Annotated in this window: 24 protein-coding genes; 17 read left to right on the top strand and 7 right to left on the bottom strand. The window is 70.9% G+C overall.

Annotated elements, in window-relative coordinates:
• Nucleotides 1–115: 115 nt before the first annotated feature.
• Nucleotides 116–487, top strand: coding sequence for a hypothetical protein (locus R3A49_05540; GenBank protein MEZ5170197.1), 372 nt, complete (start codon nucleotides 116–118; stop codon nucleotides 485–487).
• Nucleotides 484–1,632: a D-alanine--D-alanine ligase family protein gene (locus R3A49_05535; GenBank protein MEZ5170196.1), complete on the top strand. Its 1,149-nt coding sequence runs from the start codon at nucleotides 484–486 to the stop codon at nucleotides 1,630–1,632. The genes R3A49_05540 and R3A49_05535 overlap by 4 nt, the downstream gene beginning before the upstream one ends.
• A 10-nt stretch (nucleotides 1,633–1,642) precedes the next feature.
• Here R3A49_05535 and R3A49_05530 read toward each other — a convergent pair whose 3' ends face one another.
• The gene (locus tag R3A49_05530) at nucleotides 1,643–1,879 is read right to left on the bottom strand and encodes an Lrp/AsnC ligand binding domain-containing protein (GenBank protein MEZ5170195.1); all 237 of its coding nucleotides are present in this window, start codon (nucleotides 1,877–1,879) and stop codon (nucleotides 1,643–1,645) included.
• 17 nt (nucleotides 1,880–1,896) lie between these two features.
• Entirely contained in the window at nucleotides 1,897–3,717 is a 1,821-nt protein-coding gene (locus R3A49_05525; protein ID MEZ5170194.1) for a phosphoenolpyruvate carboxykinase (GTP), read from the bottom strand.
• A 251-nt stretch (nucleotides 3,718–3,968) separates the two neighbouring features.
• Between R3A49_05525 and R3A49_05520 the strand changes: the two genes are divergently transcribed.
• Entirely contained in the window at nucleotides 3,969–5,828 is a 1,860-nt protein-coding gene (locus tag R3A49_05520; protein ID MEZ5170193.1) for a serine hydrolase domain-containing protein, read from the top strand.
• On the opposite strand, the gene R3A49_05515 is transcribed toward R3A49_05520, so the two are convergent.
• The 5 genes from R3A49_05515 to rpmB all read right to left on the bottom strand — a co-directional run bounded on the left by R3A49_05515 (nucleotide 5,778) and on the right by rpmB (nucleotide 10,486).
• Complete coding sequence (locus R3A49_05515) at nucleotides 5,778–7,163, bottom strand: LPXTG cell wall anchor domain-containing protein (GenBank protein MEZ5170192.1); 1,386 nt, start codon at nucleotides 7,161–7,163, stop codon at nucleotides 5,778–5,780. The genes R3A49_05520 and R3A49_05515 overlap by 51 nt on opposite strands.
• Nucleotides 7,164–7,167: 4 nt before the next feature.
• Nucleotides 7,168–8,517, bottom strand: a complete 1,350-nt coding sequence (locus tag R3A49_05510) for an LPXTG cell wall anchor domain-containing protein (protein MEZ5170191.1) — start codon at nucleotides 8,515–8,517, stop codon at nucleotides 7,168–7,170.
• Between the two features lies 1 nt (nucleotide 8,518).
• On the bottom strand, nucleotides 8,519–9,901 hold the full coding sequence (locus R3A49_05505) for an LPXTG cell wall anchor domain-containing protein (protein MEZ5170190.1): 1,383 nt from the start codon (nucleotides 9,899–9,901) through the stop codon (nucleotides 8,519–8,521).
• 159 nt (nucleotides 9,902–10,060) lie between these two features.
• Nucleotides 10,061–10,285 carry a cold-shock protein gene (locus R3A49_05500; protein ID MEZ5170189.1) on the bottom strand — a complete coding sequence of 75 codons (225 nt, stop codon included), beginning with the start codon at nucleotides 10,283–10,285 and terminating at the stop codon, nucleotides 10,061–10,063.
• 12 nt (nucleotides 10,286–10,297) lie between these two features.
• Nucleotides 10,298–10,486, bottom strand: coding sequence for a 50S ribosomal protein L28 (gene rpmB, locus R3A49_05495; protein MEZ5170188.1), 189 nt, complete (start codon nucleotides 10,484–10,486; stop codon nucleotides 10,298–10,300).
• A gap of 29 nt (nucleotides 10,487–10,515) precedes the next feature.
• On the opposite strand from rpmB, the gene R3A49_05490 reads away from it, so the two are divergent.
• From R3A49_05490 to R3A49_05425, 14 genes are all read left to right on the top strand, one after another.
• Nucleotides 10,516–12,159, top strand: coding sequence for a DAK2 domain-containing protein (locus tag R3A49_05490; protein MEZ5170187.1), 1,644 nt, complete (start codon nucleotides 10,516–10,518; stop codon nucleotides 12,157–12,159).
• Nucleotides 12,160–12,179: 20 nt separating this feature from the next.
• The gene (gene recG / locus R3A49_05485; GenBank protein ID MEZ5170186.1) at nucleotides 12,180–14,297 is read left to right on the top strand and encodes an ATP-dependent DNA helicase RecG; all 2,118 of its coding nucleotides are present in this window, start codon (nucleotides 12,180–12,182) and stop codon (nucleotides 14,295–14,297) included.
• 2 nt (nucleotides 14,298–14,299) lie between these two features.
• A complete protein-coding gene (gene rsmD, locus R3A49_05480) occupies nucleotides 14,300–14,860 on the top strand; it encodes a 16S rRNA (guanine(966)-N(2))-methyltransferase RsmD (protein MEZ5170185.1) in 561 nt (186 codons plus the stop codon).
• A 29-nt stretch (nucleotides 14,861–14,889) separates the two neighbouring features.
• Nucleotides 14,890–15,375, top strand: a complete 486-nt coding sequence (gene coaD, locus R3A49_05475; protein MEZ5170184.1) for a pantetheine-phosphate adenylyltransferase — start codon at nucleotides 14,890–14,892, stop codon at nucleotides 15,373–15,375.
• On the top strand, nucleotides 15,372–15,911 hold the full coding sequence (locus R3A49_05470) for a hypothetical protein (protein MEZ5170183.1): 540 nt from the start codon (nucleotides 15,372–15,374) through the stop codon (nucleotides 15,909–15,911). Before coaD ends, R3A49_05470 begins: the two co-directional genes overlap by 4 nt.
• A 45-nt stretch (nucleotides 15,912–15,956) precedes the next feature.
• Nucleotides 15,957–16,448 (top strand): YceD family protein, encoded by a 492-nt coding sequence (locus R3A49_05465; protein ID MEZ5170182.1) that lies wholly within the window; start codon nucleotides 15,957–15,959, stop codon nucleotides 16,446–16,448.
• Nucleotides 16,449–16,479: 31 nt separating this feature from the next.
• On the top strand, nucleotides 16,480–16,659 hold the full coding sequence (gene rpmF, locus R3A49_05460; GenBank protein MEZ5170181.1) for a 50S ribosomal protein L32: 180 nt from the start codon (nucleotides 16,480–16,482) through the stop codon (nucleotides 16,657–16,659).
• Nucleotides 16,660–16,671: 12 nt separating this feature from the next.
• Nucleotides 16,672–17,676: a phosphate acyltransferase PlsX gene (gene plsX, locus R3A49_05455; protein ID MEZ5170180.1), complete on the top strand. Its 1,005-nt coding sequence runs from the start codon at nucleotides 16,672–16,674 to the stop codon at nucleotides 17,674–17,676.
• Nucleotides 17,666–17,959: an acyl carrier protein gene (locus R3A49_05450; protein MEZ5170179.1), complete on the top strand. Its 294-nt coding sequence runs from the start codon at nucleotides 17,666–17,668 to the stop codon at nucleotides 17,957–17,959. The genes plsX and R3A49_05450 overlap by 11 nt, the downstream gene beginning before the upstream one ends.
• Nucleotides 17,956–18,735 (top strand): ribonuclease III, encoded by a 780-nt coding sequence (gene rnc / locus R3A49_05445; GenBank protein ID MEZ5170178.1) that lies wholly within the window; start codon nucleotides 17,956–17,958, stop codon nucleotides 18,733–18,735. The genes R3A49_05450 and rnc overlap by 4 nt, the downstream gene beginning before the upstream one ends.
• Nucleotides 18,728–19,564, top strand: coding sequence for a bifunctional DNA-formamidopyrimidine glycosylase/DNA-(apurinic or apyrimidinic site) lyase (gene mutM / locus R3A49_05440; GenBank protein MEZ5170177.1), 837 nt, complete (start codon nucleotides 18,728–18,730; stop codon nucleotides 19,562–19,564). The genes rnc and mutM overlap by 8 nt, the downstream gene beginning before the upstream one ends.
• Entirely contained in the window at nucleotides 19,561–19,842 is a 282-nt protein-coding gene (locus R3A49_05435; GenBank protein ID MEZ5170176.1) for an acylphosphatase, read from the top strand. Before mutM ends, R3A49_05435 begins: the two co-directional genes overlap by 4 nt.
• Nucleotides 19,843–19,921: 79 nt before the next feature.
• Nucleotides 19,922–22,927: an AAA family ATPase gene (locus R3A49_05430; GenBank protein MEZ5170175.1), complete on the top strand. Its 3,006-nt coding sequence runs from the start codon at nucleotides 19,922–19,924 to the stop codon at nucleotides 22,925–22,927.
• Nucleotides 22,927–23,961, top strand: a complete 1,035-nt coding sequence (locus R3A49_05425) for a mechanosensitive ion channel family protein (GenBank protein ID MEZ5170174.1) — start codon at nucleotides 22,927–22,929, stop codon at nucleotides 23,959–23,961. The genes R3A49_05430 and R3A49_05425 overlap by 1 nt, the downstream gene beginning before the upstream one ends.
• Nucleotides 23,962–23,970 lie beyond the last annotated feature (9 nt).

The raw sequence follows: 23,970 nt of genomic DNA, 5'->3' as shown, positions 1-23,970 counted from the left end.
GGCTCTCGCACCCCCGAACTCCGGCAGATCGTAGCCAGCAACGATCACCCTTCCGGATTCCCCGGGCCCGTCGGTTCTGTGCGACGGCGTGGGGTGCGGGAGACTTCGGCCCGCCATGAGCGCCCTGCGCAGCTTCCACGAGACCTGGGGGTACGTGTCGATCGTCGCCAACGCGGTGGCGGGGGTCGTGGCCCTCGTGGCGTGGCGGGTCCGGGCCGTGCGGGGCCGCTGGGTGTGGGGAGCCACCATCGCCGCCGAGTCGGCCATCATGCTCCAGGTCCTCACGGGCGTGATCCTCGTGTCGAGCGGCGACTACCCGGGCCTCGAACGGTTCCACATGTTCTACGGGTTCGTGGCCTTCATCACCGTCGGTCTCGCGTACTCCTATCGTTACGCCATGCGCGGGCGCCTCGAGCTCCTCTACGGCCTCGTCGGCCTGTTCCTCATGGGCGTCGGGATCCGTGCGGTCCTCCAGGTGGCGGCGTGACGGGCCCGACGCGCACGCTCGGGCGGCGACTCCGCGTCGTCCTCCTCTTCGGGGGGCGCTCCGCCGAGCACGATGTGTCCCGTGTCACGGCGGCGAGCGTCGCCGGTGCGCTCGATCCCGACCGCTACGAGGTGGTGCCCGTGGGGATCACGCCCGCGGGCCGGTGGCTGCTCGCCCGCGATGCCGCCCGCGCGGTGGCGTCGGGTGAGGACGTGAGCACCTTCGACGTGTCGGGGGACCCGGTGGCGCTTCTCGCCGACCCTGCGACGCCTCACCTCGTGGAGGTCGACAGCACCGTCGACGCCGCGGCCGGTCTGCGTGCCGATGTCGTGTTCCCCGTGCTCCACGGGCCCTACGGCGAGGACGGCACCGTCCAGGGGCTGCTCGAGATGGCCGGTGTGGCCTACGTGGGCTGCGGCGTGCTCGGGTCGGCGGTGGCCATGGACAAGATCATGGCGAAGCGCGTGTTCCGTGCCGCCGGGCTCACGACCGCTGCCTGCGTCGTGTACCGCGACGGAGCGGACCGCAACGCCCTCCGACGGCGCGTCGCCGACGAGCTCGGCTACCCGGTCTTCGTGAAACCCTCCAACATGGGCTCCTCGGTCGGGATCTCGAAGGTCGCCGCCCCGTCCGAGCTCGACATCGCCCTCGACCGGGCGGCCACGTACGACGAGTGGGTGCTGGTCGAGGAGAGCGTCGAGGGCGCCGAGATCGAGGTGGCCGTCCTCGGTGATGATCCGCCGCAGGCCTCGCCCCCCGGCCAGATCACGCCGGGCGCCGAGTTCTACACCTACGACGACAAGTACGGCGACGGCGCGGAGCTCACGGTGCCCGCCGACCTCATGCCGGAGGCTGCCGACACCGTTCGCTCATTGGCCGTGCGGGCCTTCGAGGCCTGCCGCTGCGAGGCGATGGCCCGGGTCGACTTCTTCCACGAGACCTCACGCGCCGACGGGTCGCCGGGCCGGGGCTTCGTCGTCAACGAGGTGAACACGATTCCCGGGTTCACGCCGATCTCGATGTACCCGAAGCTCTGGGAGGCGGCCGGACTGGCCTATCCCGAGCTCCTCGACCGCCTCGTCGACCTGGCACTCGACAGAGCGCAGCGCCGGAAGCGGCGGGCGGGAGAGCGGCGCGAGGCGTAGCCGAGCGAGCTCAGAGGTTGACCACGGGGCACGTGAGCGTGCGCGTGATCCCCTCGACGAGCTGGATCTTCGACACGACCATCTTCCCGAGATCGTCGACGTTGTCGGCCTCGGTGACGACGATCACGTCGTAGGGGCCGGTCACGTCCTCGGCCGAGACCACACCGGGAATCGAACGTGAGGAATCAGCAACGCTGGAGGCCTTGCCGACCTCGGTCTGGATGAGTACGTACGCCTTGACCGCCATGACCCTCTCCTTCGCCGTCAGTCGCCGAGGCGCTGCTTCAGGGCGTCGAGCTCGTCGCGCAGCGCGGGCGGCAGCTTCTCACCGAACGTCGCGAAGTGCTCCTCGATGCGTGGGAGCTCCGCGACCCACTCCTCGGCCGACACGTCGAGCGCGGCCTCCAGCTCGTCGTCGGACAGGTCGAGGCCGTCGACGGGGAGATCGGACGCCTGGGGGACGGTACCGATGGGGGTCTCCCGGCCGCCGACCTTCCCGTCGAGCCGGTCGATGATCCAGGCGAGGACGCGGGAGTTGTCGCCGAAGCCGGGCCAGATGAAGTTGCCGTCGGCGTCCTTGCGGAACCAGTTGACGCTGTAGATGCGGGGCAGCTTCGACTCGTCGGTGTGGTCGGTCATCGAGAGCCAGTGACCGAAGTAGTCGGCCATGTGGTAGCCGCAGAAGGGCAACATGGCGAACGGGTCGCGACGGAGCTCGCCGAGGCCACCGACGGCCGCCGCGGTCTTCTCCGAACCGACCGTGGCGCCGGTGAACACACCGTGCTGCCAGTTGCGTGACTCGCACACGAGCGGGACCGTGTCGGCACGCCGACCACCGAAGAGCATCGCCGAGATCGGGACGCCCTTGGGGTCCTCCCACTCGTCGGCGATCACCGGGCACTGGCCGGCGGGGGCGCAGAACCGCGAGTTGGGGTGTGCGGCGGGCGTGTCGGAGTCGGGTGTCCAGCTCTCGTGTCGCCAGCTGGTGACGTGCTCCGGCGCTTCGTCGGTCATCCCTTCCCACCAGACGTCTCCGTCGTCGGTGAGGGCGGTGTTGGTGAAGATCGTGTTGCGGGTGAGCGTGAGCATGGCGTTGGGATTCGTGTCCATGCCGGTGCCGGGGGCGACCCCGAAGATCCCCGCCTCCGGGTTGATGGCGTAGAGCCGGCCGTTGTCGCCGAACTTCATCCAGGCGATGTCGTCGCCGATCATCTCCGCCTTCCATCCCAGAAGTGTCGGGATGAGCATGGCGAGATTGGTCTTCCCGCAGGCCGACGGGAAGGCCGCCGCGATGTAGTGGACGCGCCCGTCGGGGGCCGTGAGCTTCAGGATGAGCATGTGCTCGGCGAGCCAGCCCTCGTCGCGCGCGATCACGGAGGCGATGCGCAGGGCGAAGCACTTCTTGCCGAGCAGGGCGTTCCCGCCGTAGCCGGACCCGTACGACCAGATCTCGCGGGTCTCGGGGAAGTGGACGATGTACTTCGTGTCGTTGCACGGCCAGGCCACGTCGGTGTCTCCGTCGCCGAGCGGAGCGCCCACCGAGTGCATGCAGGGGACGAAGTCGCCGTCGTCGCCGAGCACCTCGAGAGCCCTGGTGCCCATGCGTGTCATCGTCCGCATGCTCGCAGCGACGTACGCGGAGTCGGTGATCTCCACCCCGATGTAGCTGAGCGGTGAGCCGAGCGGCCCCATGCTGAAGGGCACGACGTACATCGTGCGGCCCTTCATGCACCCCCGGAAGAGGCCGTCGAGGGTCGAGCGCATCTCGGCGGGATCGGTCCAGTTGTTCGTGGGCCCCGCGTCGTCGCGATCGGCCGAGCAGATGAACGTCCGGTCCTCGACGCGGGCGACGTCGGACGGGTCGGAGGCCGCCCAGTAGGAGCCGGGGCGCTTGTCGTCGTCGAGGCGCGTGAGGGTCCCGGCGGCGACGAGCCGCTCACAGAGCGTGTCGAACTCGTCGTCGGAGCCGTCGCACCAGTGGACGGCGTCGGGTTGACACAGCTCGACCTGCGCGCGGACCCACTCGACCAGCCCGTTGTGGCGGGTCGGGGGGTTCTCGAAGGCTGTGTCGATGGGATTCACCACGGGGAGACTCCTCGTAGAGGAAGGGAATGCCCGAGTCTACCGACGCCCTTCGGAACCGTCTCAATCAGCCGGTCGCGCGCGTCGTGCGACTGCCGTAGTGTGAACAATCGTTCACGAAAAAGGCGACGCCGTCGCGGGGTACCCGACGGAAGGACCCGATGCGCTGGGGTACACGGAACGGGACCTCCGACGCGGGCGCTCAGCGCCGACTGCGGCCTTGGTCCGTCGTGATGCTCGCAGGTTGTGGCGGCGTGCTCGCGGGTTCGGTCGGATTCCGTACGTGGCTCGTCGTGCCCGGCGGTGCGCTGCTCGCCGCGGCGGTCTGGTGGTCACGGCCGCGCGCTGCGGCGTTCGGAGGCTGGCTCGCCACCTTCGTCGCTGCGGTGGGTGCAGCCACCGCGCCCGACGGCCGCTGGATCAGGCTCCTGGTCTTCGCCGGCTACGCACTGCTCGCGGCACTCGTGGCCTGGCTGGCCGCGAGCGCGCCCGAGCGGCCCCAGCGGGGGCTGCTGACCGGTGCCGTTGTCGTCGTTCTCGTCGTAGGGGTGTTCCTCCCGGGGCCCGACGTCCCGGTGTCGGGTACGACCGACGAGCAGGCCGAGGCCGCCGGTCTCGGCCCCGAGCAGGTGTCGGCCCTCGACGGCTACCTGCGCGCCCAGATGGATGCGCTGCGCGTCCCGGGGCTGGCGATCGCCGTCGTGCGCGGAGACACGCCCGTCTTCGTGCGCGGCTACGGCGTCGGCGGGACCGACCGGCAGCCGGTGACCCCGTCGACGCCCTTCGTCATGGCCTCCGTCTCGAAGGGGTTCACCGCGCTCGCGGTCATGCAGCTCGTCGAGGCGGGTGACATCGACCTCGACGCACCCGTCCGGGAGTACCTGCCGTGGTTCACCGTCGCCGACGGGGAGGAGGCGGCCGCCATCACCGTGCGGGATCTGCTGAACCAGACGAGCGGTTTCACGACGCCGCAGGGGTGGAACCTCATCGAGCGCGAACGCCGGCACTCGATCGAGGAGGACGTGCGCGCGGTGGCGGGCTACGAGCTCCACGATCCGCCCGGGACCTCGTGGCAGTACTCCAACGTGAACTTCCAGGTCGCAGCCGCCGTCATCGAGGCTGTCACGGGCCGGACGTACGAGGACTACATGGAATCGGAGGTCTTCGCCCCCCTGGAGATGGAGAACACGTCGGCGGGCAACGACGACGCCCACGCGTCGGGCCTCGTCCACGGGTACCGCGACTGGTGGGGTGTCCCGATGCCGTCGGGAACCGAGATCATCGACGGTGCTGTCCCGATGGGGGGGATCTCGTCGTCGGCCGCCGACATGGCCAACTACCTCGTCGCCCAGATGAACGAGGGCAGCTTCGCCGACACGCGCGTGGCGTCGGCCGCCAGCATCAGCGCGTTGCACGAGGACGTCGTACCGACGGACGCCGACGACGACGATCCGACCGACTTCTACGGTCTCGGCTGGTTCCGGTCGGTCGACGAGCACGATGGCACCGTCACGCTGGGCCACAGCGGAGTCGCGCCGGGCTTCTCGACGGGGATGGGTATCCGGCCCGCCGAATCGTCGACGCCCGGTGCCGACGAGCTGTGGGGTGTCATCGTGCTCGTCAACCGGGTCGGCATCGCACAGCCGGGGCCGGCGATCGCCGACGGGGCTCTCGACATCGTCACGGGAGAGGATTCCGATCCCGTCGTCGGGGGCGCCGCGGCACGCGCTCTCGTCCTCTTGGCGCTCCTCGCTGTCACGCTCGTGTCGTTGGCCGTGCGCGCGGTGACGAATCTCGGGCGCTGGCGGTGCCGCATCCGACGGGATCGCGGAGCCGGCCGGACGGCCCGGGTGGTGTTGTGGTCGCTCGTCGCCAACGTCGCGGTCCCGGTGGCCCTGCTGCTCCTGCCGAGGCTCGCCGACGTCAACTGGTCGCTCGTGTGGGCCTACGAACCCGGTCTCGTGGTGCTGTTCTGGGGGGTCGCGCTCACCCTGCTCACGGTCGGGGCCGCCAAGGTCGTCGCCTGGGTCGTCGACCGACGCGCCCCATTGGGCGCCGCCGTCTCAGCGCCGGGCGTGACGCAGGCGCCGGGTGGAGAGCCGGGCGGTGAATGAGAGGCCCGTGCCCACCACCAGAACCCCGAGAGCCACGGCGAGCAGCGCCGGTGTGCCCACGCCGGTGGCCGGGAGCGTCGGCACGCTGCCGGTGCCCGCACCGGTACCGGTGCCTCCGGCCCCGGTGTCGCCGCCCCCGGGTGGGGGTGGCAGCGGCGGGCCGAACGGCGGGTCGGGAGGGTCGGGAGGTGGGCCCGGCGGCGGCGCGGCAGCGCACACTCCGGGTCCCGTCGTCTCGCCCGTCAGGGTGAGCGCGGGGATCTCGTAGCCGTCGATGACCGTCGGTGCGTCGGCGCGGGCGATGGGGTCGCCGTTCTCGTCGGTCCACGCGTCGTACCAGCCGGCAGCGCACGTGTAGGTCTCGCCGAGCGTGTTGGGCGGTGCCCACATGTCGGCGACGAAGGCGTCGCACGTGATGGGGGGTGGATCGGGGGCCGTGACCGTCTCGTAGAGCGCGTCGAAGCCGGGGCAGTCGGCACTGAACGGGTTCATCGGGTCCAGCATCCCGAGGAACGTGTCCTCGACAAAGAGCGTGGCCTTCTCCCCGAACACGTCGACGAGCACGCCGTGGACGGACGGGATCCCGGCGGGGCCCGTGCTCGGGAGGCCGGGGACGGGGGCGTGGCCGGTCTGGATCCAGGCCGGGGCGTCGTCGCCGTCGATCGCCCACCAGTGGGCTCCCGAGCCGCTGAAGTCCGGACTGGTGTCGTAGTCGGCACCGTCGAAAACGAACGGCGAGGCCGATCCGTCGTAGTAGGTGGCCAGGGTGTAGCGGATCTCGGGAGGATCCACGTTGCCCGCTGCCACCGTCGGGTCGCCACCGAGCGGGTTGTCCGAGGCGTCGACGAATCCGCCGAGCCCGGTGAAGTTGTAGTCGCGGTTGTCGCCGTTGGAGTAGAAGACATCGGGCTTGAAGGCGACGCACGCCGGGCCGCCGCCGAAGTAGAGGGTGTCCAGGTTGGCGCAGTTGGGCGTGAACGGGCCCCCCGGCGCGTCGTCGAACGCGGCCGCGGTGAGGTAGATCGTCTGGTTCATGCCACCGCTGCTCACCAGCGCCACGTGGACGTTCTCGGTGCCGTCGACGATGTCGAGCTCCGCGTAGTCGTCGCCGACCATGGCGATGGCGTCGTTCGTCCCGTCGTAGTAGAGGGCCCCGTCGCCGGACCCGGTGTCGACGTAGTCGGTCCCTCCATAGGCGAGCGGCGAGCGCGAGCCCTCGTAGGCCCCGGCGGCGCCGGCGGGCGACGCCGAGACCACGACGGCTCCCACCGCGGCCACCAGGACCGCGGTGACCGCGGCGCCGAGGCGCCGGACAGGCGAGACGAGAGCAGTCATCGGGCTATCCCTTCGTCGGTGTGGTCACCCGTCGACGGGTGGCGAGCGTGAAGCCGGCACCCGCGGCGAGTAGGGCCAGAGCGGCCAGGGCCAGCGCAGATGTGCCCACGCCCGTGGCCGGGAGCGTCGGCACGCCGCCGGTCCCGGTGCCCGTTCCTGTTCCCGTGCCGGCGCCGGTGCCGGGTCCGTCAGGGCCGTCGGGGCCCGGTGGCGCCGGAGGTGCGGGAGGCGTGGGCGGTTCCGGCGGGACGTAGGCGGGGCACACACCGGGGCCGGCGTCGACCCCGACCGGGGTGAGAGCGGGCGGCGAGAACCCGTCGACGACCGTCGGGATCGCGCCCAGGGGGTCGCCGTTCTCGTCGGTCCAGCCGTCGTACCAGTCGGTGGCGCAGGTGTACTGCTCCCCGAGCGTGTCAGGCGGTGCCCAGGTGTCGGCGCGAAAAGCGATGCACTCGATTCCCGGCTGGCTCACAGCGGCCATGAACGCCTCGAAGCCGGGACACGACGCGGGGAAGGGGTTCATCGGGTCGAGGAGGTAGAGCAGGGCGCCGTCGAAATAGCCGGTCGCAGGTTGGCCGTTCACCTCGATCAGCGTCGAGTGGGCCGGGTAGATCGTTCCACCGCCATTCCTCGGGAAATTGGGGAGTCTGTCGTCGCCGCCGGTGATGAAGACCCCCGGGCTGCCCCCTCCGGCCCAGGTGCTGCCCGTACCGGGTGTTCCGTCGGTGCTGGCGGTGTAGTCGGTACCGTCGAGCGAGAGCGGCGACGCTGTTCCCTGATAGTCGGCCCACACGACGTCCGGCGGGACGGCGGCCGCGAGCGAGGGGTCGGATGTGGGGTTGTCGGCGGAGTCCACGAATCCGGAGAGCCCCGTGAACGTGAAGTCGCTCCCGGCGCCGTTGGCCGTGAGGATGTCGGCCTTGAAGGCCTGGCAGGCCGGGTCGCCGCCGAACAGGGCGTCGTTCGCGCCTGCACACGTCGCCGGGTACGGGCCTTCGTTCTGGAGGAACAGGTCGGACACGTAGATGGTGAGGTCCTGGGGTCCGCTGCCGAAGTCGTAGGTGGCGAGAACCGCGTGAAGGTTCGACGTGCCGGCGATGCCGACGAGGCTCTGGTAGACGGGCGCGTCGACCCACGTCCGGTCGTCGTCGCCCGAGAGGTAGACGACACCGGTGCCCGACTCGCCGGGGGGAGGGTCGTCGAAGGTGGTGCCGTTCCATTCGAGTGGTGCGTTGGTGCCCGAGTAGCCCGGCGTCGCTGCACCGGCCGGGGGCGCGTTGAGCGCGACGACGCCGGTGACGGCGAGCGCCAGTGCGAAAAAGGGTGCCGCGAGGCCTCGGAGGGTCGTGTTCACGTCAGCCTCTTGCTGTTGCGCGTGCGGGGCGGGTGCGTCGGCGCGACGCCAGAGCGAAGCCTGTTCCTGCGGCCAACAGAGCGAGTGCGCTGACGAGCAGAGCGGAGGTCGTCGCGCCTGTCGCGGGCAGCGTCGGCACGCCGCCGGTTCCCGCACCGGTGCCGTCGGCGGACCCGCTGCCGCTGCCACCGTTCCCGGGGCCGTCAGGGCTGTCGGGTCCCGGGGGTGTCGGGGGACCGGGTGGTGTCGGCGGTGGTGCGGCCACGCACACGCCCGGACCGGTGTCGGTGCCGATGGGTGTCAGCGCGGGGTCGTCGTAGCCGTCGATGACGGTCGGCGAGTTCGCCGGGTCGATGGGGGCGTCGTTCTCGTCGGTCCAGCCGGTCTGCCAGTCGGAGACGCACGCGTAGGTTTCGCCCAGCGTGTCGGGCGGTGTCCACACGTCGGTGCGGAAGGCGATGCAGTCGATTCCCGGCTGGCTCACCGCGGCGAGGAAGGCCTCGAGGCCCGAGCAGTTCGCCGGGAACGGGTTCATGGGGTCGAGCAGGAAGAACAGCGCGCCGTCGATCGCCATCGTCACGGTCTGACCCATGGCGTCGAGCAGGGCGATGTGGGTGGGCGCAATCTCGCCGCCCGGCCCCACGGCGGGATAGAGCGGCAGCGGGACCGGTTGGTCGGTGGCGAACCACGGTTCCGAGCCGGCGGGCAGCCACGCCGACCCGTTCCCGGGTCCGCCGAAGGCGTTGACGTCGTAGTCGGTGCCGTTGTAGGTGAACGGGGAGGCCGAACCCTGGTAGTGGGGCCAGACGATCCCCGGTGCGATCTCGCCGGTCTCGTTGACGGTGGTCGGGTTGTCGGAGGCGTCGAGGGCGCCGCCGGTGCCGTTGTAGGTGTAGTCGGTGGCGGCGCCGTTGGCGGTGAGGATGTTCGGCACGATGGCGTCACACGCGCTGCTACCGCCGAAGAGGGCGGCGTCGATGCCCGCGCAGGTGGCTGCGTACGGACCACCGGATGCGTCCTGGAGGACCTGGTCGGACACGAAGACCGTCACGTTCTGGGTGCCGCTTCCGAAGTCGTAGGCGGCGAGGGCGGCGTGCACGTTGGTGGTGCCGCTGAAGCCCGACAGCGGCTCACCCGGGTCGACGTCGACCCAGGTGTCGGTGCCGTCGTCGCCGATGTAGGTCACGCCGTTGCCGGTCTCGGTGAACGGCGGACCGTCGTAGGTCGTGCCGCTCCACTCGAGCGGCGCCCGGCTTCCGTAGAAGCCGGGGTCGGCAGCGGCGGCAGGTCGCGCCGAATACGCCACGAGGCCGGTGGCGGCGAGGAGGAGCGCCGCGACGAGGGCGACGGGTCGACGGGTCGGGGCGGCGGCGGTGGCCGGCATGGGAGATCCTCCGGTGAGATGTGTGCACCGGTTGATTCGGCACCGCGCGGGCCCGGGTGAACGGGCCCGTGGAAATGGTCCGAATGCACTACCGCCATTCGCGCGACGAGCGCGCACAATCGGCCACTCAAAGTGACTTCAGGGGGCCCCGACGGTTACTCAGCGCTGCGGGGGAAGGCCCATGTCGGGCTCGGCGCCCGTGCGCAACGCGGTGGCGCGACCGTCGGCGTCGAGATCGAAGACCACGCGCTGGCCCTGGCGCAGCATCCGGAACAGCGACCCGTCGAGGGCCCGCGGCGCCAGAACGACCTCGTCGCCGCCGGTGTCGGGCACCACGACACCCTCACCCGTGCCGGGGTCGTAGCTGCGGATCACGCCCTGCACAGTGCCGGTGCCCTAGGGCTTCTGGACCTTGCCGGCCTTGAGGCACGACGTGCAGACGTGGACGCGCCGCGTCGTGCCGTCGACGACGGCGCGCACCTTCTGCACGTTCGGGTTCCAGCGCCGGCTCGATCGCCGGTGCGAGTGGCTGAGCTGCTTGCCGAAGCGGGGCTTCCGGCCACAGATGTCACAGACGGATGCCATGGGCGCGCACGCTACTAGAGTCCTGCGCCGTGGCCACCACCGGGCAACTCGACACGATCGACGCCGAGGCGCTTCGACGCTGTGTCCACACGTACCGCGACGCTCTTCGCGCCCACCAGGAGGAGCTGAACAGGCTCAACGTGTACCCGGTGCCCGACGGGGACACGGGCACGAACATGGCGCTCACCCTCGAGTCGGTCTGCTCGGAGCTCGACGGGGCCCGGGGGATGGACGAGGTGTGCACCGCCGTCTCGCACGGGTCGCTCATGGGGGCGCGGGGCAACTCCGGGGTGATCCTCTCCCAGATCCTGCGCGGGCTCGCCGGTGCCTTCGCAACCTCCGAGGCGGCCGACGCCGCCTGCCTCGTGGCCGGCCTCCGGGAGTCGGCCGACGCGGCCTACCAGGCCGTGATGCGGCCCGTGGAGGGCACGATCCTGACGGTGGTGCGGGAGACCGCCGAGTCGGCCGAGGCGTGGACGGCCGACGGCGGAGGCCCGCTCACCTCCCTCCTCGAGGCGTGCTCGGAGTCGGCCCACGCCGCCGTCGCCGCCACCCCCGACCTCCTCCCCGTGCTGAAGGAGGCCGGTGTGGTCGACGCGGGCGGCCACGGCTTCACCCTGCTGCTCGACGCGATGCTCCACGTCGTCGACGGGCGGCCCGTGCCCGAGCCCCGCACCGTCACGGCACCTCCCGCCGTCGAGGCGCACCTGTGTGGCGAGGACGACGTCTCCTCGTTGCGCTACGAGGTGATGTACCTCCTCGAGGCCGACGACCAGACGGTGCCCGGCATGAAGGAGTCGTGGGCGTCGATCGGCGACTCGATCGTGGTCGTCGGCGGCGACGGCATGTGGAACTGCCACGTGCACACCAACGACATCGGCGCGGCGATCGAGGCGGGGGTGGAGGCCGGGCGACCCCGTGACATCCGCGTCACCGACCTCCTCGAACAGGCCGAGGAGAAGCAGTGGGTGCGTGACGTCGGCGTCGTCCCCGAGACCACCCCCGAGCACGAGCCCGTCACCACGGGAGTCGTGGCGATAGCCGTCGGCGACGGTGTCCGCCGGCTGTTCTCCGGCCTGGGGGTCCAGAGCATCGTCGCGGGTGGCCAGTCGATGAACCCCTCGACGGCCCAGATCCTCGATGCGGTGCACGCCACGAAGGCCGACGGTGTCATCGTCCTGCCCGACAACAAGAACATCATTCCGGTGGCCGAACAGGTCGCCGACCTCGCCGACCGGCCCGTCGCGGTCGTCCCGACGCGTTCGGTGGTGGAGGGCCTGTCCAGCCTCGTGTCGTACGACCCGCACGCCACCCTCGACGTCAACGCCGCCGCCATGGCCGAGGTTGCCGGGAACGTGCGCGTCGGGGAGGTCACGCACGCGGTGCGCGACGCCGACACGCCGATCGGCCGGGTGGGGGCGGGCGACTGGATCGGGCTCGACGCCGGTGGGATCTGCGCCTCGGCCGTCGACGCCGCGACGACGGCCGCCGACCTCGTCGACCGGCTCGTCGACGGGGACTCCGAGCTCGTCACGGTCGTGGTCGGCGAGGGCGTGAGCACCGACGACCGCAGGTCGCTCGAACAGCAGGTGGCGCTGCGGCATCCCGAGCTCGAAACCGAGTTCCACGAGGGGGGCCAGCCCCTCTACCCCTTCCTGGTCGGGGTCGAGTAGCCACGCCTGCGGAACCGCCCCTGACGCTGCGCGACCTGGCGGAGAAGCCGGTCGACGAGCTCAAGGGCGTGGGCGCCCGGATCGCGCCGCGTCTTGCAGAGATGGGGATCACGCGGGTCGTGGACGTGCTCGAGCACTACCCGCGTCGCTACATCGACCGCACGGCCCGGGCGATGATCGGCGACGTGGCGCTCGGCGAGGAGGTCACGGTCTTCGCCGAGGTCTCACGCATCGGCGCGCGGCGGACACGACGTGGCCGGGCGCTGGTGGAGGCCGTCATCACCGACGGCACCTCCGATCTCTCGGTCGTCTTCTTCAACCAGGCCTGGCGTGCACGCCAGCTCCGCGAAGGGACGGAGGCGGCGTTCTTCGGGAAGGTCGACGAGTACCGGGGCCGCCGGCAGATGACCAACCCGGCGGTCGATGTCGTCGGACAGCTCGGGGAACGCACCGGCGCCATCATCCCCGTGTACCCGCAGTCCGGGAAGGCGGAGGTGTCGTCGGCGCTGCTCAGCAGGCTCGTCGGGGAGGTGCTGCGCCGCTCGGCGAGCCGCGGGTTCGCAGACCCGCTGGACCCACCGATCCGGGACCGTCTCGGGCTCTGCGACCGCGGTGTCGCCTACACGCGCATTCACCGCCCCGAGACGATGCAGGACCATCGTGTGGCGGCGCGGCGCCTCGTGTTCGACGAGTTCCTCCGGATGCAGGTCGGCCTCGTCGCCCGCAAACGCGCGCTGGCGGCCGAGCACCGCGGGATCAGCCACGACGTCGCCGGTGTGATGGAGGAGACGTTCGTCGACGGTCTTCCCTTCGAACTGACCGAGGGACAGCGGGACGCCATGACGGCGATCGCCGCCGACATGACCGCGGACGCCCCGATGCACCGGTTGCTCCAGGGCGACGTCGGCTCGGGCAAGACGGTCGTGGCGGTTGCCGCGGCCCTGCGGGCCGTCGAGGCCGGGTCCCAGGCGGCGGTGATGGCGCCCACCGAGGTGCTCGCCGAGCAGCACCACCTGTCGATCTCGGCGATGCTCGACGGGATGACCGTTCCGAGCAGCGGGACCCTCACGGGCGACCGGCCCCTGCGCGTGGAGCTGCTGACCGGGCGGACCCCGGCGGCCCGTCGACGGACGCTCCGGGACGACCTCGGCGCGGGCGACATCGACCTCGTCGTGGGTACCCATGCGCTGCTCGAGGAGGGCGCCCGCTTCGGGCGACTCGGTCTCGTCGTGATCGACGAGCAGCACCGCTTCGGAGTCGAGCAACGCTCGGTTCTGCGGGGCAAGGGCGACGAGCCCGACGTCCTCGTCATGACCGCCACGCCGATCCCCCGTACCGCGGCGATGCTCGTGTACGGCGATCTCGACCTCACGGAGTTGCGCCAGATGCCCGTCGGGCGGGCTCCCGTCACGACCGCCGTCGTCGACGCGTCGCCGCTCGGTCGTGTCGAGGCCTACACCCGGCTCCGCGCCGAGATCGACGCCGGACATCAGGGCTACGTCGTGTGCCCTCTCGTCGACGGGTCCGACACGGTGCAGGCCAAGGCCGCCACCGAGGAGTTCGAGCGTCTCGCGGCCGACGAGCTCGCGGGGCTCCGCATCGGGCTCCTCCACGGCCAGCTCCGTGCCGACGACAAGGAATCGGTCATGGCGCAGTTCCGCGACGGCGAGATCGACGTCCTCGTCGCGACCACGGTGATCGAGGTGGGTGTCGACGTCCCGAACGCCACGGTGATCGTGATCGAGGACGCCGACCACTTCGGCCTGTCACAGCTCCACCAGCTCCGTGGCCGCGTGGGGCGCGGTGGCGGTGCGTCGTGGTGCTACCTCGTCTCGGATCCTCCCACGCCCGAGGCCGAGCAGAGGCTCGCGGCGATGGTCGAGTCGACCGACGGCTTCCTCCTGGCCGAGCGGGACCTCGAGATCCGGGGTGCGGGCGAGGTGTTCGGGGAGCGCCAGGCCGGCTTCACCGATCTCAAGCTCGGGCGCCTTCCCCGCGACACCGACGTGGTCCTCGACGCCCGTGCCGTGGCCGAGGAGATCCTCGATGACGATCCCGCGCTCACCTCGAACGTCGCGCTGCGCGAGGAGGTCGGCGATCTCCTCGGTGATGCCGTCGACTTCCTCTTCAAGAGCTGATCGTGGGTTCGTCGGGTGTGCGCGTCATCGCCGGATCGGCGAAGGGGAGGCGCCTCACGGTGCCCGAGGACGTACGGCCGAGCACGGGTCGCGTCCGCGAAGCGGTGTTCTCCATGCTCGGCGACGTCTCGGGATGTGTGGTCCTCGACGTGTGCGCCGGCAGCGGGGCACTCGCGGTCGAGGCACTGTCGCGCGGCGCGGCGTCGGCCGTGCTGATCGATGCCGATCGCGGGGCCTGCGCCACCCTCCGGAGGAATCTCGAGGGCATCGGCTTCGACGACCGCGCCACGGTCGTGCGTGGCGATGCCGCCCGCGTCGTGGCCACGCCCGGCGAGAGTGGGCCACCGGCCGACCTCGTGCTCTGCGACCCGCCCTACGAGTGGGACCCGACGCAGGTTTCCGGGCTCCTCTCGGCCCTGGCCGACTCGCCACGCGTGGCCCCGTCCGCACGCATCGTCGTCGAGCTCCCCGCACGGGCCGGGGCACCCGTTCTGCCGGCGGGATGGCGGTCATCCCGGGAGCGCACCTACGGCGATACGCTCGTGCTCGTCGTCGACACCTGAGCGACACCGACCACCGAAGGGGGACGCGCGTGGCCACGGCTCTCTGCCCCGGATCGTTCGACCCGGTCACCAACGGCCACGTCGACATCGTCGAACGCAGCGCGCGCCACTTCGACGACGTGATCGTCGCCGTGATCCGCAACCCCCAGAAGTCCGAGCCGCTCTTCACCCTCGACGAGCGCCAGGAGATGCTCCACGAGGTGCTCGCACATCTCGACAACGTCCGGGTCGATGTCTTCAAGGGGCTCCTCGTCGACTACGCCCGCGACGAGGGAGCCGAGGCGATCGTGAAGGGCCTGCGTGCCATCTCCGACTTCGACTACGAGCTCCAGATGGGCCAGATGAACCACCGCCTGTCGGGAATCGACACCTTCTTCATCACGACGAACCCGGAGTACTCGTTCCTGTCGTCGAGTCTCGTGCGCGAGGTCGCCCGCTTCGGTGGCGACGTGTCGGGCATGGTCCCCCCGTCGGTGGCCAAGCGCCTCGACGAGCGTTTCGGAGCAGGCCGGTGAGCGACCAGGCCGACTTCGACACCGAGGCCCTGCTCCTCAGGATGAGGGAGCTCGTGGAGACGGCCCGCCCGATGCCCCTGTCGGCGTCGGTGCTGATCAGCCGCGACGAGTTCGCCGACCTGCTCGACGAGGCCCTCGAGGGGCTGCCCGAGGAGCTGCGGCGTGCCCGGTGGTTGCTCAAGGAGCGTGAGGAGTTCCTCTCCGAGGCGCGGCGCGACGCCGACGACCTCGTCGAGGCCGCCCGCACCCGGGCCGAGCACATGGTGGAGCGCACCGAGGTGGTCCGCGAGGCCAACAGGGTCGCCCAGAGCCGGGTGAACGACGCCGAGGCGCAGGCGCGTGCCCTGCGCCACGAGGCCGAGGACTACATCGACCAGAAGCTGGCCGGCTTCGAGGTGGTGCTCGAGCGCACGATGCAGGCGGTCCAGAAGGGCCGGGAGCGGCTGTCGGTGCACATCGAGCCCGACGACGACCTGCCGTCCGACGAGGGGGACGAGGAGGCCGGGTCGGGGTTCTTCGACCAGGACGAGATGTAGTCCTGGAAGAAGTTGGAAAATCTCATCGTCTGATAGGGTCACCCGGTGCCCGGATTGCGCACCGACGTCTCCGATCTCCTCGCCCGCCCGGGCGCCCGCGTCACCCGTCGCGAGCGCGTCGGCCTCGTCGTCCCCGCGCCGTCCGTGAGCCCCGTCGACGACGCTGTCGACCTCGACCTGGTCCTCGAGCACGTCACCGACGGCATCGTGATCCACGGCTCGGCCTCGGGGACGTGGACGGGTGCCTGCAGCCGGTGCCTCGCACAGGTCACCGGTCCCTTCGAGGTCGCCGTGCGCGAGCTCTTCGAGAGGGAGCCGGTGGAGGGCGAGACGTATCCCATCGTCGACGACGAGATCGACCTCGAGCTCCCGCTGCGCGACGCCGTGGTGCTCGAGCTCCCCGCCGTTCCCCTCTGCCGCGGCGACTGCGCCGGGCTGTGCCCGATGTGCGGGGTCGACCGCAACCAGACCGGCTGCGACTGCACCGTGGAGGCCGGCGATCCCCGATGGGCCGCGCTCGACGAGCTGCACCTCTGAGACCACCCACCCGACCAGGAGCACGACCACCATGGCCGTTCCCAAGCGCAAGACCAGCAGAAGCCGCACCCACTCCCGGCGTTCGGCGAACCGGACCGTGACCTCCGCGGCACGGTCGGTGTGCCCCCACTGCGGTGTCGGCAAGCGTCCGCACGTCGTCTGCCCGCACTGCGGGTGGTACCGCGACCGGCAGGTTCTCGACGTCGAGTAGCGCGTGCCGCCGATGACCCCCCGGAGGCCCGTCGTCGCCGTCGACGCCGTCGGAGGCGACAACGCGCCCGCCGCGGCCGTGGCCGGTGCCCTGCGCGCCGTCGACGAGCTCGACGTGTCGGTGCTCCTGGTGGGTCCCGAGGACGTCGTGAAGGCCGAACTACCCGACGGCGCCGTCCCCGACGGAGTGGAGATCCTCCATGCCTCGGAGATCGTGGCGATGGACGACGAGCCTGCGTCGGCGGTCCGCACCAAGAAGGACTCGTCGCTCGTACGCGCCGCCGAGGCCGTGCGTGACGGTGACGCCGACGCCATGGTGAGTGCGGGCAACACCGGGGCGACGATGGCGGCGGCACTGCTGCGGATGGGTCGCGTGAGCGGTGTGGCCCGCCCTGCTGTGGCCGTCCCGATACCCGTGCCCGGTGGCGGCCACCAGATGCTGGTCGATGCCGGAGCGACCGTCGACTGCTCACCGGAGTGGTTGGCCCAGTTCGCCGTCATGGGGCGCACGTACTCGCGGGTGCGCTTCGGTGTGGACGAGCCGCGCGTCGGGCTCCTGTCGAACGGTGAGGAGGCGGGCAAGGGCGACACCCTGCGCAAGGAGGCGACGGCTCTGCTCGCGGGAACTCCCGGTTTCGTCGGCAACGTCGAGGGTCGTCAGTTCATGACCTCCGACCCCGATGTCGTGGTGACCGACGGTTTCACGGGCAACGTCGCACTGAAGACCATCGAGGGTGTCATCACCGTGGTGGCCGGTCTCGTCTATGGCGTGCTGTCCGCAACCGACGAGGCCCGCGAGGCCGGCCGGGTGATCGAGCCACTGCTCCTCGAGGCCGCCGAGACACTCGATCCCGAACACACCGGTGGGGCAACACTGCTGGGGGTCGACGGCGTGTGCATCATCTCCCACGGCTCGTCGACCGATCGCGCGATCGCCGGGGCCGTCGGCGTCGCCCTCGACGCCGTGGCGGCCGATGTCCCGACGCGAATCGGAGAGGCGATCGCCGGTGCCCGCTGAGACCCACGTGACGGGCGCCGTTCCCGACGCCGACGAGATCCTGTCGCTGATCCGCGAGCGGCTGGCCGACATCCTCGAGATCGACGTCGGCGCCATCACCGCCGACTCCCGGTTCTCCGACGACCTCGACGCCGACTCGCTCGCCCTCATCGAGCTCGTGGAGCACCTCGAACAGGAGATCGGCGAGCGCTCCGTGGGCTTCACGGTCGACGACGCGGACCTGGCGGACCTGACGTCGGTGCGTGACGCTGTGGACTACGTCGTGAGTCGTTTCCAGCCATGACACCGCGTCGTGATCCCGACGATGCCGGCACCACCGCCGACCTCGCCGACCTCGAGCGCGCCCTGGGCCACGAGTTCGCCGACCGCGGTCTTCTGAGCACCGCTCTCGTCCACCGGTCGTACCGCACCCGCCGTCCGGGTGCGCAGTCGAACGAGCGCCTCGAGTTCCTCGGCGACGCGGTCCTCGGGCTCAGTGTCACGACCGAGATCTACGGCCGCTACCCCGACTCCCCCGAAGGCGAGCTGGCGCCGATCCGCGCCGCCGTGGTCAACGAGGTCACGCTGGCCGACCTGGCCCGCGAGATCGACCTGGGCCGTTTCCTGTTCCTCGACAAGGGCGAGGACGCCACGGGAGGCCGCGACAAGGCGTCGATCCTCGCCGATGCGATGGAGGCCGTTCTCGGCGCCGTCTACCTCGACGGCGGGTGGGACGTGGCCGACGCCCTCGTGCGGCGGCTGCTCGACGGGCGGATCGCCGACGCGTGGCGGGAGCCGGCGCTGCAGGAATCGAAGAACAGGCTCCAGGAGATGGTCGTCCACCGCTTCTCCGACCGGCCCCGCTACGAGGTCAGCTCCGAGGGCCCCGATCACGACCGGCGCTTCCGCGCGGTCGTGCACATCGAGGGAGCCGTGCGGGGCGAGGGCGAGGGAAGTACGAGCACGAAGGCCCAACTGGCTGCGGCAGCCGCAGCGATCGAGTGGCTCGACGCCACCGATTCCACGACACGCGCGCCCGAGCGGCGTGTCCGAGCACAGCAAGGATCCCGTGATGCCTGAGCTCCCCGAGGTGGAGGTACTCCGCCGCGATCTCGACAAGGACGTGACCGGTCGCAAGATCAAGTCCGTCGAGGTCGTGTCCATGAAGGCGATCAAGCGACACTCGAAGCGCAAGCAGTTCATCGAGCCGCTCGAGGGCTCCAAGATCACGGCGGTCGAACGTCGGGGCAAATATCTCGTGCTGGCACTCGACAACGACCACTCCGTGGTCATCCACCTCGGGATGTCGGGCCGGCTGCTCCGTGCGAAGTCCGCCAAGGTGGCCAAGCCGAAGCACACCCACGTGGTGATCGGCTTCACGCAGGGGGGGCAGCTGCGCTTCATCGACCCCCGCACGTTCGGGGAGATGTTCGTCACCGAGACCGACGCGGTCGACGACGAGCTGCCCGAGCTCGCGCACCTGGGCTTCGACCCCCTCGAGACGGGGATCTCGGTCGACCGGTTCGCGGCGTTGCTGCGCCAGCGCAGCGTGAAGCTCAAGTCGCTGCTGATGGACCAGAAGTTCATCGCCGGCATCGGCAACATCTACAGCGACGAGATCCTGTTCCACGCCGGCCTGCGTTTCGACCGGACGAGCGACTCGCTCTCGCCCCAGGAGGTCCGCCGGCTGTTCCGGGCCGTCATCGAGGTGCTCCAGGAGGCCGTGAAGTACCGCGGCTCCACCCTGCCCGACGGCGGGTTCGTCGACCTCCAGGGCAATCCGGGGGAGTACCAGGAGCACCACCAGGTCTACGGCCGCGAAGGCGAGCCGTGCCCCCGCACGAAGAAGCCGATCATGCGCCAGCGCTACGGCAACCGGTCCACCTTCTACTCGGAGAGCCAGGTCTGAGCGGGCGCCCGGTCGTGCGCCGTCACGTGCTCGTGTCGGGCCGGGTCCAGGGCGTCTGGTTCCGGCAGAGCGCGGCCGAGTGTGCCCGGGCGCTCCGGGTCCACGGCCGGGTCCGCAACCTCGCCGACGGGCGCGTGGAGCTCGAGGCCGAAGGTGCACCCGACGACGTCGACGGCCTCGTGGTGTGGTGCCACGGGGGGCCGCCCCGTGCACGCGTCGACGCCGTCGTGGTCACCGACATCGAGCCCACGGGGGAGAAGGGGTTCCGCGTCTCGTGAGCGCCCAGTCGATACGCTCCGCCGTGCGGAGAGGGGTCCTGTCACACATGGTGTCCGAACAGTTCGCAGGCGGTCCGAGATGTTCCTGAAGTCACTCGAGCTGAAGGGCTTCAAGAGCTTCGCGGACCGCACCACCCTGGAGTTCGAGCCCGGCGTGTCCGTCGTCGTCGGCCCGAACGGCTCGGGCAAGAGCAACCTGGTCGACGCCGTGGCATGGGTGCTCGGTGCGCAAGGCCCGCGCACGGTGCGGGGCGGGAAGATGGACGACGTCATCTTCGCGGGCACACCGCAACGCGCGCCCCTGGGTCGCGCCGAGGTCTCTCTCACGATCGACAACTCGGCAGGGCTCCTCCCCATCGAGTTCGAGGAGGTCACCCTCACGCGACTCCTCTTCCGCTCCGGCGACTCCGAGTACCAGATCAACGGCGCGCCCTGCCGGCTCCTCGACATCCAGGAGCTGCTGTCCGACACCGGTATCGGCCGCCAGCAGCACGTCATCGTCGGTCAGGGCCAGCTCGACGCCGTTCTCACGTCGCGTCCCGAAGACCGCCGGGCGGTCATCGAGGAGGCTGCCGGGGTCCTGAAGTTCCGCAAGCGCCGTGAGCGCGCCGAGCGACGCCTCGAGTCCACGGAAGGCAACCTCCTTCGTCTCCAGGACCTCATCCGCGAGGTTCGCCGGCAGCTCACGCCGCTCGAACGGCAGGCCGACGCCGCTCGGCGCCACGGTGGGGTCGCGGCCGAGCTCCGTGCGATCAGGCTCCACCTCGCCGGCCACCACATCGCCGGGCTGTCGGCCAAGCTGGAGCGACTCACCACCGAGAAAGCCACGCACGTGCAGCGCGAAGCCGAGCTGACAGCGACGCTCGGGACCCTCGACGAGTCGGTGATCACGGCGGAGCAGGCCCTCACGGGGATCGGTGACGACGACGTCGCCGACGCACTGGCGCGAGCGGAGGCCGTTCGGGAACGTGCCCGCGGCCTCGTGGCACTCGTGGAGGAGAAGCGCCGTGGTGTCGAGAGCGCACTCCTCGCCGCGGCCGACGAGGGCGTCGTGGCGACGCTCGTGGCCGATGCCGACGATGCGCGGCGCGAGCTCGACGGGATCGGCGCCGCCGAGGGCGACTCGGAGGGTGACGCGTCCGTGTCGGAGCTCGAGTCCGCCACCGCCGCGCAGGTCGTCGCGCAGGAAGAGCTCGATGCCGCCGATGCCGACCTTCGCACCGCCGAGACCGAGCTCCAGCGCTGGCGCGCCCGGGCCGACGCACTGGAGTCGGCACTCGACGAGGCACACGTGCAGGCGGGGGCACAACGACTCGCCGGGCTCGACGGGGTCGTCGGCCCGCTCGTCGACCACATCGAGATCGAGACCGGTGCCGAGTCGGCCGTGGCATCCGCGCTCGGCGACGCGATGCACGCCGTCGTCGTGGAGCACGGGACGGCCGCGCGCCAGGCCCTGCGGCACCTCAAGGAGAGCGACACCGATGCCCTGCTCGTGGTGCTGGGCGACCAGCAACGTGCGTCCACCCTCTGGGGCCAGATCCCCGGGGCACGTCCACTCGGCGAGTGCGTGACGGCGCAGCGCCCCGGTCTGGCCGACGCCATCTCGCGCCTCCTCGCCGACTACGTGCTCGTCGACGGAGGCTGGTCGTGCGCGCTCGACCTCGCGCTCGAGCACCCGGGTCTCGTGACGGTCACGTCGGCGGGCGACCGGTTCGGGAGCACTGCGGCGTGGCGGGTGGGTGGCGGCCGTGCCGCCGCGACACGCTCCGCCCTCGAGGAGGCGCGCACGCAGGTCGCAGCAGCGGAGAGCGCGCTCGCCGAGGCGTCCGCAGCGGTCACCGAAGGTGTCGCCGTTCTGGAGGGCGCCGAGGAGAGGGCCCGCAGTGCTTCCGAGGCCGCACGCGAGGCCGAGATGGCCCGGGCGACCCGGGCGGAGCGGCGCGAGCTTCTCACGACACGCCTGGCCGCCCTCGAGAAGCGCCTCGCGCGCGACCCCGAGGCCCAGGCCGAGGCCGAGCGGCAGCGACGGGCACTCGCTGCCCGGGCCGACGGCCTCCGTGAGGTCGCCGGGCGACTGGCCGCGGCGCTGGCGCGGGCGGACTCCGTCCACGACCGTCTCCGCGAGCAGCGTCGGCGCCAGTCCGAGGCTGCGCGGGCCGCCACCGGTGCGCTCCAGGCACTGCGCACCGAGCGCGGTGAGGCCGAGCGCGAACTGCGCGAGGTGCGCGAGCGCGCACAGCGCACCGAGATCGACGAGGCCGAGACCAACCTGCGGCACGAGACCGCCGTGGAGGCCCTACGCAGTGACTTCGACTGCGAGCCCGATGCTGCGGTCGACGCTCCCCGCCCGGAGGTCCCGGAAGGGACGACCCTGTCCGGTCGCGCGCGGGACCTCGAACGCGAGCTGCGCCTCATGGGGCCGATCAACCCCCTCGCGCTCGAGGAGTACGAGTCGCTCCAGGAGCGACACGAGTTCCTCTCGAGCCAACTCGACGACGTCCGCGAGGCGCGACGCGAGCTGAAGCGTGTGATCCGCGCCGTCGACAAGGAGATCGTCACCGTCTTCACCACGGCCTACGAGGACGTGGCGGAGAACTTCGAGGCCCTGTTCTCGACGCTGTTCCCCGGCGGCACCGGCAGGCTGTCGCTGACCGCACCCGACGACCCGCTCACGACAGGCATCGAGATCGAGGCGCGGCCCTCCGGCAAGAACGTCCGCCGGCTCTCCCTCCTGTCGGGTGGTGAACGCAGCCTCACGGCGCTCGCGTTCCTCTTCGCCGTGTTCCGCGCCCGTCCGTCGCCCTTCTACCTCCTCGACGAGGTCGAGGCGGCACTCGACGACGTCAACCTGCACCGCTTCCTCGACCTCGTCCACGAGTTCCGCGACGAAGCGCAGCTCGTCGTCGTGTCGCACCAGAAGCGCACGATGGAGGCGGCCGACTGCCTGCACGGCGTCTCGATGCCGCCGGGCGGGTCGAGCGTCGTCGTGAGCGAGCGCATCGACGACGACGGGCACGGTGAGCTGATCGAGCGCGTCACCGCCGAACCCGAGGACCTCCGTCAGCCGGAGCACCTCGGTAGCTGATGCTCGGCGCCTCCTGGGTCGCCCAGGCGAGCGGGCCGAAGGTCGACGCGTGCGGGCTGCCCGGCGAGCAGTCGAGCCTGTGCAGCTGGGTCTACGACGCAACCCACAACGTGACGGCTGCCGAGTTCACGGATGCCATCTCGGGCCCGGCGACGGTCGTCCTGATCCTTGTCGGCGCGTACATCCTCAACCGGATCGTGCGCTTCTTCATCCGGCGCTTCGTGCGCCGGGTGGAACGCGACGATTCCGGCTCGACGATGCGGCGGGTGAAGCGCAGGACGGGTATCGCTCTCCTCGACCCCTCCTCCGACGAGCCGCTCCGACGGGTGCAGCGCTCGCAGGCGATCGGGTCGGTGCTGCGCGGTGTCAGTTCCTTCCTCATCTGGACGACCGCCATCGCGTGGTCGCTCGTGGTCCTCGGCGTCGACCTCGCCCCGATCCTCGCGAGCGCGGGCATCGCCGGTGTGGCGCTCGGGTTCGGCGCCCAGACGATGGTGAAGGATTTCCTGGCCGGGATGTTCATCCTGGCCGAGGACCAGATCGGCGTCGGCGACATCGTCGACCTCGGTCCGGCGACCGGGACCGTCGAGAGCCTCAGCCTTCGCGTCACGAGGATCCGCGACGTCGAAGGCGTCGTCTGGTTCGTGCCCAACGGAGAGATCCAGCGGGTCGGCAACCTCTCGCAGCAGTGGTCACGTGCCCTGCTCGACATCGACGTGGCGTACGACACCGACATCGCCGAGGCGTCCGAGGTCATCCGCTCCGTGGCCGCCGACATCGCCGCCGAGGAGGAGTGGTCGGCGAAGATCCTCGAAGAGCCCGAGGTGTGGGGTGTCGAGCAGTTCGGCCCCGACGCCATCTCCATCCGCCTCGTCATCAAGACCAGGCCCCTCGAGCAGTTCGCGGTCCAGCGTGAGCTGCGGCGCCGCCTCAAGGAGGCGTTCGACGAGCACGGGATCGAGATTCCGTTCCCGCAGCGGACGGTGTGGAACCGTTACGAGGAGCCTCCCGAGGCCGGCAACTCCGACTCCTGACCCCCGAAG

Source organism: Acidimicrobiia bacterium (assembly GCA_041394025.1).
In the GTDB taxonomy this organism is placed as follows: domain Bacteria; phylum Actinomycetota; class Acidimicrobiia; order IMCC26256; family JAOSJL01; genus JAOSJL01.
This window is presented reverse-complemented; position numbering and strand designations above follow the sequence as displayed.